This is a genomic window from Caballeronia sordidicola (genome assembly GCF_000729995.1).
Classification (GTDB): domain Bacteria; phylum Pseudomonadota; class Gammaproteobacteria; order Burkholderiales; family Burkholderiaceae; genus Caballeronia; species Caballeronia sordidicola_A.
The window spans coordinates 250,007-263,319 of record NZ_JNFG01000007.1 but is presented as its reverse complement, the minus strand read 5'-3'; the positions used below and the strand labels follow the sequence as shown (position 1 = coordinate 263,319).

Annotated in this window: 11 protein-coding genes; all 11 read right to left on the bottom strand. The window is 60.4% G+C overall.

The window, feature by feature from the left end; translation table 11 throughout:
* Positions 1-56: 56 nt before the first annotated feature.
* Positions 57-998 (bottom strand): ABC transporter substrate-binding protein, encoded by a 942-nt coding sequence (locus FH08_RS0108210; protein WP_031357873.1) that lies wholly within the window; start codon positions 996-998, stop codon positions 57-59.
* Positions 999-1,119: 121 nt separating this feature from the next.
* Positions 1,120-2,145 (bottom strand): ABC transporter permease, encoded by a 1,026-nt coding sequence (locus FH08_RS0108205; protein WP_031357872.1) that lies wholly within the window; start codon positions 2,143-2,145, stop codon positions 1,120-1,122.
* Positions 2,146-2,169: 24 nt separating this feature from the next.
* Positions 2,170-3,681, bottom strand: coding sequence for a sugar ABC transporter ATP-binding protein (locus FH08_RS0108200; protein ID WP_031357871.1), 1,512 nt, complete (start codon positions 3,679-3,681; stop codon positions 2,170-2,172).
* A gap of 457 nt (positions 3,682-4,138) precedes the next feature.
* A complete protein-coding gene (locus tag FH08_RS0108195; protein WP_031357870.1) occupies positions 4,139-4,759 on the bottom strand; it encodes an ANTAR domain-containing response regulator in 621 nt (206 codons plus the stop codon).
* Complete coding sequence (locus tag FH08_RS0108190; RefSeq protein WP_031357869.1) at positions 4,756-5,931, bottom strand: transporter substrate-binding domain-containing protein; 1,176 nt, start codon at positions 5,929-5,931, stop codon at positions 4,756-4,758. Before FH08_RS0108190 ends, FH08_RS0108195 begins: the two co-directional genes overlap by 4 nt.
* Positions 5,932-6,096: 165 nt before the next feature.
* Positions 6,097-6,804 carry an ABC transporter ATP-binding protein gene (locus FH08_RS0108180; protein WP_031357868.1) on the bottom strand — a complete coding sequence of 236 codons (708 nt, stop codon included), beginning with the start codon at positions 6,802-6,804 and terminating at the stop codon, positions 6,097-6,099.
* A complete protein-coding gene (locus FH08_RS0108175) occupies positions 6,801-8,582 on the bottom strand; it encodes an ABC transporter permease subunit (RefSeq protein ID WP_419177989.1) in 1,782 nt (593 codons plus the stop codon). The genes FH08_RS0108180 and FH08_RS0108175 overlap by 4 nt, the downstream gene beginning before the upstream one ends.
* 73 nt (positions 8,583-8,655) lie before the next feature.
* A complete protein-coding gene (locus FH08_RS0108170) occupies positions 8,656-9,489 on the bottom strand; it encodes a branched-chain amino acid ABC transporter permease (protein ID WP_031357866.1) in 834 nt (277 codons plus the stop codon).
* Between the two features lie 77 nt (positions 9,490-9,566).
* A complete protein-coding gene (locus FH08_RS0108165; RefSeq protein ID WP_031357865.1) occupies positions 9,567-10,736 on the bottom strand; it encodes a substrate-binding protein in 1,170 nt (389 codons plus the stop codon).
* Positions 10,737-10,797: 61 nt separating this feature from the next.
* Positions 10,798-11,688 (bottom strand): nitrilase family protein, encoded by an 891-nt coding sequence (locus FH08_RS0108160; RefSeq protein ID WP_031357864.1) that lies wholly within the window; start codon positions 11,686-11,688, stop codon positions 10,798-10,800.
* 364 nt (positions 11,689-12,052) lie between these two features.
* The gene (gene adhP / locus FH08_RS0108155; RefSeq protein ID WP_031357863.1) at positions 12,053-13,081 is read right to left on the bottom strand and encodes an alcohol dehydrogenase AdhP; all 1,029 of its coding nucleotides are present in this window, start codon (positions 13,079-13,081) and stop codon (positions 12,053-12,055) included.
* Between the last annotated feature and the right edge of the window lie 232 nt (positions 13,082-13,313).

The following is a 13,313-nucleotide window of genomic DNA, read 5'->3' as shown; positions in this document are numbered from 1 at the left end:
TCGAAACAGGGCCGTGGCGTCGAAACAAACCGCGCCCCTGTCTTTGGCAGCGAAGATCAATCGTAGAGCACGGCGGCGATCTTGGGATCGTTCATATTGCTCTTGTCGTACCAGTAAAAGCCCGTGTCGACTTTCTTGGGCAGCGTCTCGCCCTTCAACGCCTTCACAGCAGAGTCGACGACGCATTTGCCGATGCCGACCGGGTTCTGCGTAATGGCGCCGGCCATCAAACCTGAATTGATGTCCTCCTTTTGCTCCTTGCCGGAGTCGTAGCCAATCAGGACGAGCTTCTTGCCCGATTCCTTGACGCCGATCGCGGCGCCTTCCGCCGACCCCTCATTCGCCCCGAAAATGCCCTTGAGATTGGGGTTGGCCTGGATCATCGTCTTGGCGATTTCCGCCGACTTCAGATGGTCGCCGCCGCCATACTGGACCGAGACGATCTTGATGTTCGGATGTTTTGATTTCATCTCGTTCAGGAAGCCGTCGCGGCGATCAACGCCGGTGCGGCTGGTCTGGTCGTGCACGATCAGGCCGACCTCGCCGGCATTGCCGACCGCCTCGGCCATTTTGTCGGCGGCGAGTGCCGCTGCGGCCACGTTGTCCGTTGCGCAAGTCGTGAGCGGAATGTCGCTGTCGACGCCGGAGTCGAAGGCGATGACCGGTATCTTCGCGGCCTGCGCCCGCTTCAGGAGCGGAATGGCCGCTTTGCTGTCGAGTGCAGCGATGCCGAGCGCCTGAGGCTTCTTGGCGAGCGCGGCCGAGAGCATGTCGATTTGTTTATCGACCATGGCTTCGGTTTCCGGACCCTCGAAGGAGATCCGGACGTTCTGCGCCTTCGCCGATTGTTCCGCGCCGGATTTGACGGCCTGCCAGAACTGGTGCTGGAAGCCTTTCGAAATAAGCGGAATATAAGGTTCGTCCGCGCGCACCAGACTCGTCCCGCCAATGAGCGCGCCAACGCCGACTACGACACCGATGAGTCTTCTTTTCAACATGGTGGTTCTCCTCCTAAGGTGGGCTATCAACCTTCAGCCGTTGGGGGAGCCTTGGCGCTCCCTTTTCTTGATCTTGTCCCGTGCGGCGTTAGCTTTCGTCCGCTTCAGTCAGTTTCTTCCGTCAGCTTTTCTTGCGCCGCAAAATATCGGCATAGACCGCGAGAATGATGATGAGACCTGTCACCACGATCTGCCATTCCTGAGCGACCGACATGATGCGCAAGCCGTTGGTCAGCACGCTCATGATGAACGCGCCGATGATCGTCCCCAGGATCGTGCCCGAACCGCCGCTAAGCGACGTCCCGCCAATGACCACGGCGGCGATCGCTTCGAGTTCATAACCTTGGCCGAGCGCCGGCTGGGCCGAATTCAGGCGCGAGGCGATCAGCAGCCCCGCGATGCCGCAAATGGCCCCGCTCAGGCCGTAAATGGCGATCTTCCACCTATCCACATTCACGCCGGAAAGGCGCACGGCTTCTTCGTTGCTGCCGAGCGCAAAGGTGTAGCGGCCAAGCGCCGTGCGATTGAGCGTGATCGAGCTCACGACTGCCAGGAAAAACAGGATCAGGACTGCGTTCGGAACAGGCAGGCTCGGGAATACATAGCCGATCAGCGAGTCCTGGGAGATCCTGTAGAAGTTTTCGGTGTCGGTGAAATAGATAGGCTTGTCGGCCGAGACAACGAGCGACAGTCCTTTCAGCAGCAGCATCATGCCCAGGGTGGCGATGAACGGCGGGATCTTCATTTTCGCCGTGAGGGTGCCTGAAATAGTCCCGCAGAGCGCACCCGTTGCAATTGCAGCCACCACGCCGACTGACATCGGCAAATGCCAGTAAGTCAGGAACACGCCGCAAATAACGGCCGTGAAAGTCATCAACGTACCGACGGATAAGTCGATGCCCCCGGTGATGATGACGAACGTGCAAGCGATCGCCAGAACGCCGTTAACCGCCGTCGCCTGCAGAATCCCGAGCATATTGTCCATCTGCATGAAAGCGGGCGAGGCGAAGCTGAAAAACGCCAGCAGCAGGACCAGGCTCCCGAAGGCGAGCATTTTTTGCAGAGCGGTCGGCGAAAAGAGGCGGGCTCTCAGGGCTGAGGCCCGTCCCCGATTTCCCAGCGCCGAAGTATCCGATGGCAGTGTCATAAAACGGACCGCTCCTCTAAAGACTCATGCCGCTTTCAAGGTTTCACGCTGCGTCGCCAGTTGCATGATGCGCTCCTGCGTCGCCTCCGTGGCTGAGAGTTCGCCGGTAATGCGGCCCTCGCACATCACGACAATGCGGTCGCTCATGCGCAGGACTTCCGGCAGTTCAGATGAGATCATTACGATCGCCTTGCCTTGGCCCGCTAGCGAGCGCAGGAGCTTGTAGATTTCGCTCTTGGCGCCGACGTCGATGCCACGCGTCGGTTCATCGAAGAAGAGCACGTCGCAGTCGCGCTCCAGCCATTTCGCGATGACAATTTTCTGCTGGTTGCCGCCCGAAAGGAGGCGCACCTCCTGCGTCGCGGAGGGCGTCCTGATGGCGAGCAGATTGATGAAATGGGCGGCTGTCCGGCGAATTTGAGCGCGGCGCAGGAAGACGTTCAGCGACAGGAACTTACCCAGGTTGGACATCACGATATTCGATTCAACGTCCATTCCGGTCGCCAGGCCGAAGCGCTTGCGGTCTTCCGAGAGATAGCCGATGCCGCGCGCCACCGCGTCGCTTGGTGTCCTGATCGTCACCTTCACGCCTTTCACGACAATTTCGCCGGATTCGATCGGATCGGCGCCGAACACCGCTCGGGCGACCTCGGTTCGACCGGCGCCCATCAGGCCCGCAAAACCCAATATCTCGCCTTTGCGCAGCGTGAAGTTCACGTCCCTGACCAGCGGGCCGGCGTTCAGGTTTTTAACTTCGAGTGCGACTTCGCCCGCGCCTGCGACGCTCTCGGAAGGCGCGGCGTCGGTCAAGGTTCGCCCGACCATCATGCCGATAATCGCTTCAACGCTGGTGTCCCCGGCGGTGACGGTGGCGACATATTCCCCGTCGCGCAACACGGTGACGCGGTCGGAAATCTGCTTCAGCTCGTCCATCTTGTGGGAAATATAGATGATGCCCACGCCCCGGCTCTTGAGCTCGCGGATGATGCGGAAGAGTTCGGCGATCTCGGCGTCGTTGAGCGCCGAGGTGGGCTCGTCCATGATCAGGACGCGTGAATCGAAGGACAAGGCCTTGGCGATCTCGACCATCTGCTGGCTGGCGACAGTGAGAGTGCCGACAAGGGCGCGCGGGTCGAGATTCACATGCATGCGGGCAATAATCTCGCGTGCTTGCGCGTTGAGTTTGTCTTCGTCGAGGAACAGGCCGAGGCGTCCGCGTGGTTCGCGGCCGATGAACATGTTCTGCGCGACGCTCAGGTGGTTCATCAGCTGGAGTTCCTGATGAATGATGCAGACGCCCATGGCCTGCGCCTCACGCGGGCTTGAGAAGTCGACGGGCTGGCCGTCATAAAGGATTTCGCCAGTATCCCGGGTGTACACGCCGGCGAGGATTTTCATCAGCGTCGACTTGCCGGCGCCATTCTCGCCCATGACTGTGTGGACTTCGCCCGCCATGAGCTCGAGCTGAACTTCGTGAAGCGCCCTTACGCCGGGAAAGCTCTTGCTGAGCCTTTTGACGGAAATGAGCGGGGTCATGGCGCGGATTTGCCGGCAATTTCGTGACGGTTGCCGGCCTCATCGCGAAAAGCGGGGTGAAAAAGCGCCGGGAGTCGCCACGCCGGGCGTCGATACGCCTGGCGTAGCCGGGTATCGTGGCTGAATTCGCGGTGGATATCGCAACGAGAAGCCAGACGCATTGCTGGGCCCCCAAAACCGATGTGCCACGATTCTACGACGCTGGGCGCCAGTGGCTCAACGGTAGGCATTCCCTAGTGTCGAGCGCATGGCGTCTGCGCCTCGGTTGGTCCGAAAGTGCCGTGGGTTCGCCAATATGTTAGTCGAACACCAGCGCCTCTGCCGCACACCACAAACTTAGCCATACCGATTTCCGGCACGGTTTTCTTCCTCTTTTTGTTCTGCTTCCCGGCCGTATCCGAATTGGCTCTACGCGCGAGGTGGTTTCACCGCAGCAGTCCTTTGGCATGACGATGCCTCACGGCTTCGGTCCCTTGGCAAGGCCGAGTTTTTCCATTGCCTCATGAGCATCAATCACCATCGTAGCGATCTCGCCTACAGTGATCCGGAGGGTCGTGGCGCGTGAACGAATGTGCTCGTACGCTTCATTTTCGCTTAGCCGGTGCGCCTCCATGAGGAGGCGAATGGCCTTCTCGATGTGACGTCTCGCCTTGATCGCTTCCTCAAGCTTGCCGATCTTGTTGTGCAGTCGATGCTGATAGCCTGACGATGCGCGCGCGAGCACCAGGGTGCTGAGAATGCCGGTGGATCGGTACGGCTTCGTGATCACGCCATGCGCTTGTGTATCCACCAGCATTTTCAACGCGGTTGGATTCTCATAGTCGGACAATGCGATAAGAGTCGCTTCGGTGTCGGCCGCACACCAATTTCCTGCGCTGCGCGTTTCGGGACCGACGAGAAAAAAAATGGCGTCGACATCTACGGGCAGTTGAGACGGAAACGGCCAGAGAATACGCACTGGACAGCCAATCCGGCGCAATTGCTCCTCCAGGACGCTGCGGTCGTCCCCGGGCGGATGGATCACGAGGACGCGTAGTGTGCGTAGGTCGTCAAATAGCCGACGAGCGCCTGTGCTCATGCCGGGTCTCCGTCGAGCCAGAATTCTGCGAATCCGTACGATGTCAGGTAGGGGTCGGGTTTAATCGGACTACGGCCCTCCCATACTATATCGAACGAGCCGTCCGATCGACATACCGCAATGCGAGGGGTCAGGATCGCGTGGTTGTTCTCCGGATCGATTTTGAGCAGACCTTCCGGCGAATCGAACTCGACCTCGTGGACGGCCTCCACCAGCTTTGCCGTGTCGAGACTTCGGGTACGGGCCAACGCCAGTGCAAAGAGGTGGACCTGGTTGTACGCCATCTCGGACCACATGCTGGCCGGCTGGTCTCCGAATCTCGCTTGCCAGGATGCCAGGAAGCGCTTGTTGCTCTCGTGCTTCAGCGTGTTGACATAGCTGGCAGAGATGATGTGGCTGCCACACAGTTCGGGACCGATCATCCGCGTTTCGCCTTCCGTCATCGTCAGGCTTGCGATCGGGATGCGCGCAGGGTCGATACCGTGCTCGCGGTACAACTGATAAAAGGCGCGCGCACCCCGGCCGATCAGGGTGGAGAAAACCACGTCGGGCTCCATGGCCTTGATCTGCCGGACGACTTCCTCCAATGCTGAGGGATCTGCATCGCTGGGTAAATAAAGTTCTTCCACGATTTCGCCGCCATGCTCCTCGACCATGTCTCGCATGATCCGGTTCGATTCTCGAGGATAGATATAGTCGGTGCCCACCAGGAAAAACCGCTGGCCGTGATTGCGCAGCAGATACGCCGCCAGTTGCATGCTGTTCTGGTTCGGCACCGCCCCTGTGTAGATCACGTTCGGCGAATATTCGAATCCTTCGTAGATCGAGCAATACCATAGCAGCGCGTTGTTGCGCTCGATGACCGGCAGCACCGCTTTTCGGCTTGACGAAGTCGAGCAGCCGAAAATCACCGTCACGTCGTCTTCCTGAAGCATCCGCGTGGCGAGCCGACGATATTCGTCGGGATCGCTCTTCGGATCGTACACGACCGGATCAAGCAGACGCCCATCGACGCCACCGGCCGCGTTGACCTCCTCGATCGCGAGGGCGGTGCCGCAAAAGTGCTCTGATTCAGTCGCCGCGGTCACTCCCGTGCGGGAGTACAGGACGCCGATGCGCCATCCGCTGTCTGCAGACACCGGGCCGGCCGACAGCTGCGAGTTCGTGCCCATCTGTTTCCTCCGTGTATTGCTTCGTGCTTCCCTACATCGAGGGAAAACGTCTGGCGGGTGCAGCGATTGCCCGCTCGACGGATGCACGATGATGATCGTACTCGAATCCCAACGCCTGATACGCTTCGTAGCTTTGGATCGTGCTGCGGGCGGTGATCATCCGCGTCAGACGCGCAGGTGTTCGAAGATCGATGCCGCCGCAGCGTCGTCCTTCGCATTTCCGTGGTCGATGATCTCGCCTTGCTTGAGCACGGCGTAGCGGTCGGCGACCTTCAGCGCGAAAGGCACGTTCTGCTCGATCAGCAAGAGGGTAGTGCCGTGCCGGCTGCGTTCCCATAGTAGTGCTTCGGCTAACCGGTCGATCACGGACGGCTGCAACCCTTCCGTGATTTCGTCAAGCAGGATGATCAACGGGCGCATCATGAGCGCGCGTGCCACCAGGAGCATCTTCTGTTCACCGCCCGAGAGTGTGCCGGCGAATTGCTTCAACCGGCTCTTGAACACCGGGAAAATCGGTTCGATTTCGGCAAAGCGTTCGTCGAACACAGATACTTTGGCAAGCCCCAGGCGCAAGTTGTCGCGGATACTGAGATCCTGGAACAACGCATGTTCCTGGGGTGCGTAGGCAATGCCTGCCCGGGCGATCCGATGAGGCGCCATGCGGGTAATGTCCTGCCCACGAACGCTGATAGCGCCGGTTTTCTTCGGCAGATAGCCCATGATCGTCTTGAGCAATGTGGTCTTGCCCATGCCGTTCTTGCCGAGCAAGGCGACGGCCTCACCATTGGCGACGGTCATCGACAGATTGCGAAGTACAACCGAAGCCTTGTAGCCGCTGGTCACGTCCTGCAGGTCCAACGCAATCTGACTCATGACGCCTCCCGATGTGTCGTGCTCCCGTCGGATCCGGCGTTTTGCGCGGTTCCGGCATAGATCGTCTTGACCAGCTCCGAGTTGACCACTTCGTCGAAGTTGCCTTGCATCACAATGCGGCCCTGATGCAGGACCACGATGCGGGTGGCAATTTCGGCGACGAAATCGAGGTCGTGCTCGACTAACAGACAACAGAGCTTGTATTGATGCGCCAGCGCGGCCAGCACATTGCCGATTTGCGTGCGCTCTGTCTTGGTCAATCCCGCTGTGGGCTCGTCGAGCAGTACGATCCGTGGCTCCAGCGCAAGCACCATGGCCAGCTCCAGCGCCTGCTGTTCCCCGTGCGAGAGATCACTGGCCACAGTGCCCAGCTTCTGATCGAGGCGAGTGGTACGGACAACCTCCATTGCATACGGCGGCAAGGCAAGGGTAGTCGAGCGTTTGAAGAGTGAAGGCCGTTCGATGATCGTCCCCGCGATTCGCAGACACTCCGCCACGGTGAGCGTCTCGAAGACGTTTGCGTTCTGGAACTTGCGCCCTAACCCAAAGCGCACGCACTGGTCCGGGGGCAGTTGCCGGATATCGTTGTCACACAGCACGACCGTACCGGCAGAGCGCTCGGCTCCGTCGCTCATGCAGCGCATGAGCGTCGTCTTGCCGGCGCCGTTCGGCCCGATAAGTCCAACCAACTCGCCCGCGTCAGCGCTCAGGTCGATGCCTTGCAGCACCTTGAGGCTGCCAAAATTCTTGGCGACGCCGTTCATTTGCAGCGCTGGTTTGGACAATGCCTGCTTGTACTCCGTCCTTAGAGCCCGCTCGACCAGTTCAGGTCCGGCACTCCTGCCAGCCAGGTGGCGCAATGGCTGCAGAAGCAGCGGCACCAGCCCTTGCGGCAGCAATACGATCACCGTCACAAATGCGGCGCCGAGGATGAGTTGCCACGCAAATGGCATGCTGCCGCTGAGATAGGCTGTTCCAACATTGATCAGGAGCGCGCCGATAACCGGCCCCCACAGCGTTCCCCTGCCACCGAGTGCGACCCAGATGATCAGTTGGGTGCCGAGGACAAACCCGGTCAGTTCAGGCGCGACCACGCCGCTAAACGATCCGTAGCCGAAGCCTGCGAGACCGGCGATGACCGCAGTCGCAACCAGCAGGATGATCTTGACGAGCGACGTATTGATACCCAGGTACGAGCAGCGTGATTCATTGTCGCGAATGGCCGCCAGCACGCGGCCGCCATCGCTGCGCACGAATAGCCAGGCCAGCGTGGCGACGACCAGCAAGGCCGCTCCGGCGATCCAGTACCACGCCGGGAGAGAAAGATCGAACGTCTCGTAGCCGGTGAGCCCTGAACTCGAGCCAGTCCATTGGCCGCCGGACAGCAGCAACTGACTGAGGACGATCGGCAGCACGAGCGACATCACCGTCGCGAAAAACGGCGAGGCGCCTCGATAGAACGACAGCCAGCCGAGCAGTGCAGCAACGGCCGCAGTCACCACGATGGCCGCGCCCAGCGCCAGCACCACGTAACCAGCGGTGAAACCGCCGTGCGTGAAGACCAGGCCGGCCGCGTAGGCACCGAGGCCGAAGAATGCCGATTGCCCGAACGTCAGGTACCCCGCGTACCCCCACAGGATGTCCACCGTCACTGCGACTATCGAGAAGAAGAATGCCTGAATCAGGACGTTCAGCAGATACGTGCCGAAGACGAACGGACCTGCAGCCAGCAGCAGAACGCCGAAGCCGCCTGCCATGATCAAGCCGCGCCCATGCATCCCCCGCCGGTTGCGTACTCGCTCGTCGCCCTGCGCGCAATAACCGCCGGCACGATCTGGCGACGCGTTGATTTTAGCCATGAGAGAACCCCTTCGGGCGAATGCGCAGCGTGAGCGCGGCCAGCACGGCAATGGTCAGTCCACCCAGTACCGGGCTGACGAACGTGCTGACCAGAACCTGGCAAGCGCCAAATACAAGGCAAGTGAGCAGCAGGCTGACCATCGAGTAACCAGAGACCATGACCAGCATGAAGGCGCTCACCAGCCAGGTCAGCCCCATGTCGGGATCGACGCTCGACAACGGGGTAATGAGCGCGCCGGCCAGGGAACCCAGCGCGGCGCCGATACTGAACGTAATGAATCGAATGCGGCCGGAATGAATGCCGAGCCCCCGGGCCAGGTCCTCATTCATGATTACCGCACGGGTCTTGACGCCAAAGCGCGTTCCCGTGAAAAGCGCGGTCATGAGGGCGCAGAGACCGAGCGCGATCGGGATCAGCAACAGGCGATAAGCGGAATACTCAGTCCCTGCGATGGAAAAGGCCCCTTTCAGCGGCGTTTCCACGAACTGGACCTCGCGACCAAAGGCCATCACGATGAGCTGTGCAATCACGATTCCCAGGCCCCAGGTGGCGAGGATCGCGTCGAGTGGGCGCTTGTAGAGCGGGCGCACGATCACCTGTTCGACGACCATGCCTGCCGCGGTACCGACCACCAGCGCGAGCGGCAAGCTGACCCACGGATTCAGCTTCAACTGCGTCACTACGAAGCTGGCGTAGGCGCCTGTCGTCAGCAATGCGCCGTGGGCAAAATTGACGATTTTCATGACGCCGAAAATCACCATCAACCCCGCCGTCACGATGAACAGCACGGCCGCGGTTGTGAAAATATCAAGTGCTAGGACCATTGTCGTCTCCAGTCACATCCGCCCCTGCACATTGACCGCAGCCAGGTATCGGGCGGATGCTTAGTTCCAAATTCCGTCTACTTGATGTTCGGACACTGAGCGCCCGGGTCCACTTCCGAAAAAGTTTGCAGGATCTTGACCGACCCGTCCGCCTGAATCTGACCCAGGCGCATTGCGAGCGGCGTATGCCGGCTCTTGTCCATCTTTACCGGACCGCGCGGACCGTCGAATGACACCTCGCCCAGCGCCTTGATCACCTTCGCCGAATCGGTGGAACCCGCCTTCTCGACTGCGGCCTTGTATAGGAAGAAGGCCTCGTATTGCGGCTCGGACAGTTCATTTGGCGTCTTCAGATCCTTGCCGAACCGCTTGTCCATGGCCGCGAGAAATTTCTTGTTCCCGGGCGTGTCAATACTCGTCAGGTAGGAGCCCGACATATATATGCCCGTGGCGACGTCACCCATGCTCCTGGCGGTCCCTTCGTCGATGGCCAGATTGCCGTACGGCAGCGTTAGCCCCGAAGCGTTCAACTGCTTGGCGAGAGCGACGTTCGGTGCACCACCCGCAGTTGCACTGATGAGGGCGTCGGGATGAACTGAGCGGATCTTGGAAAGAATCGGCGTCCAGTCAGTACCGTCGATCGGCAGGTACTCAACGCCGACGACCTTGCCACCGTGCTGCTCGATGTACTTCCTGGTGAAATCGAGCATGCCTCGGCCGAAGGCATAGTCATTGCCGACCAGGTAGAAGGTTTTGGCGCCCTTGCTTTTCGCGAAGTAGTCCACGACCGGTGCGACCTGTTGTTCCGGTACCCAACCGTTGACGTACATCCACGGGCTGCACGACCGGCCTTCATAGAACGACGTATAGATCAACGGCTTCTTGCCACGCGCCAGGATGGGAAGAGCCGCATTGCGCGCGGCACTGGTTTCCATGGAAATCACGGCGTCGACGTTCTTCTGGAAAACCAGCGTGTCGTATGCCTTCTGCGCACCGACCGCGCCAGACGCGTCGTCTGTGATTTCGAGTTCGACCTGGCGACCCAGGATGCCGCCCGTGGCGTTGATTTCTTCGACGGCAAGCTGCGAAGACTGGACCACGGCCGGCGCGACCACGCTATTGGCGCCCGACAACCCGACTGCGACGCCGATCTTGATCGGGTCGGCCGCAAACACGTTGATGCAAGTGCTGACACCGACGATTGCCGCGATGGTGGTAGCAAGGATTTTCTTCGTGAACTGACTCATGGAGTTTCCTTCATAGTGGTCGGGTTGGATTTCGAGGAACATGCAGGCGCCGGTGGATGTATCACGAGCAAGAGGAAGGCGAGCCAGTGCCCAGCATCGGGTTGTACGCGTCAGCACGCCGATCGCGCAGCACCTGATTGAAAGCGTTGAGCGTGCGCCCGGAGCGTGTGCGTTTCAGATCGATCGCTGCATAGAGGATTTCTTCGCAGTCGCTGCTGGCCGGCCCTGCCACGGGCCAGCCATCGCCACCCACAATGAGGCTCTGGCCGATAAACGGCTGGCCGCGTTCGGTCCCGATCCGGTTTGCACAGGCGATCGCCATGCCGTTGCTGTGCGCAGCCGCCATGGTGAGCGTCGTTGCCATGGCTGGACGATCATCTGGCTGTGCTGGCATCGGCACCCAGTTCGTCGGCACGCAAACGATGTCCGCGCCTTGCACGGCCGCCAGTCGATATGTTTCGGGAAACCACCCGTCATAGCAGATCGCCATCGCGATGCGCCCCAAGGGCGTGTCGAACACCGGCACGCCAAGGTCACCGGGCTCGAAGAAGAGATTTTCGTTGTTCCAGAGATGCAGTTTGCGATAAACGCCGATGTGACCCGATGGGCCGGCGAAGAGGGCTGAGTTGTATAGACGCGTCCCCGCCCGCTCGGCGACCCCGGCGACAATATGAATGCCGAGGCGCTGCGCCGCCTCGGCAAAGACCTGAGCGGTTTCCCCGTCCGGCAGCGCTTCTGCCAGGGAGAAAGCTTCGTCGCGGTCCGCAAAGACGTATCCGGTGTTGGATAACTCGGGCAGGACCACTAACGACGCGCCGTTTCTTGCGGCGGTTTCAATATGCCGGATCGAGCGATCCACGTTATCGCGCTTCGCTCCGATCCGCGGCTCCATCTGGACGCATGCGATGACGGGGCCTTCGAATTCACGTTCTGCGGGGTTGTACTGCAACATCACGATTTCGTCTCCCAAAAACAAAAAGCCCCCGAACCAGCGTTGGACGCAAGTTCAGGGGCTGCATAGCCTTTCATATGTAGCACGGCATCGTTGCCGTGGAGCCGCCATAAACCATGGCGACTCAGTGGAGACGAATTTACGAAGCCAAATTTACGATGTCAAGAGCTTTGCAAGCTTATAAGGTAAGTCCCCGCTAGTGAAGGGGGACCACTGCACTCGAGGGCGGCGGACGCCGGCTCTCGACGAACTGAACTTCGGCACGTACGAGCGTAAAACCCCCATAGGGATAGCCCATGGTCTGCGGGCGGAGCGGGTTTCTCGACCAAGCCCGCGCCCGGCCCACCGCTTTGCTTCGGGCGCCCTACAGTGCGAGATCGAGCACGACCCGGCCTTCGATATCGCCAAGACGCATGCGCTCGAACACCTTGTTGATATTGTCGAGGCTGTCGGTGGAGACGGTGGCCTTGACCTTTCCCTCTTCGGCGAAGATCAGTGACTCCTGCAGATCGAGCCGTGTGCCGACTATGGAGCCGCGCACGGTGATGCCGCCGAGCACGACATCGAAGATCGGCAACGGGAAGTCCCCCGGCGGCAAGCCGTTCAGCGCGACCGTACCGCCTCGTCGCACCATGCCCAGTGCTTGCGAGAAGGCCTTCGGCGACACCGCGGTGACCAGCACACCGTGTGCACCACCAATTTCCTTTTTGATAAAGGCGACCGGATCGGTGGTCTTCGCGTTGACGGTGAGGGTGGCTCCGAGGCGCTTGGCGAGCGCGAGCTTGGCATCGTCGATATCGACCGCGGCGACGTTGAGCCCCATCGCTTTCGCATATTGGACCGCCATGTGGCCCAAGCCCCCTATGCCGGAGATGACAACCCAGTCGCCGGGCTTGGTATTAGTGACTTTGAGCCCCTTGTAGACGGTGACGCCGGCGCACAGGATAGGCGCGATCTCTACGAAGCCTATCCCCTTCGGCAGGTGGCCGACGTAGTCCGCGTCGGCCAGCGCGTATTCGGCGAAACCGCCATTCACCGAGTAGCCCGTATTCTGTTGCGATTCGCACAAAGTCTCCCAGCCGCCGAGACAATGCTCGCAATGGCCGCAGGCGGAGTACAGCCACGGAACGCCGACCCGGTCGCCGGCCTTGACATGCTTCACCCCTGCGCCGACCTCGGCAACATAGCCCACACCTTCATGCCCCGGTATGAAGGGCGGGTTGGGCTTGAGCGGCCAGTCGCCCTCGGCGGCGTGCAGGTCGGTATGACAGACCCCGCATGCCTCGATCTTGACGAGAACCTGCCCTGTGCCCGGCGTTGGCACAGCCACTTCCTCAATCTCCAACGGCTGGCCGAAGGCGCGGACCACTGCGGCTTTCATTGTCTTGCTCATTAGTCGATCTCCTTGTGGAAGCATCGGGTGATGCGAACCGGTTTCTTCTTGCTCACGGTCTCGGACCGACACCGCGCTTTCGTGCGACGTTGGCGTTTGCCTCGTAGGTCGTTCAATGTATTCGGCGCATTCTGTCGGCTGCCGGTATATGTTCATACGCGAGATATGTGCCAGAGGCGCACCTTTGCCATGCGGGGCATGCCTGGCACAGGTTTGTTCGACTGATCTGCTG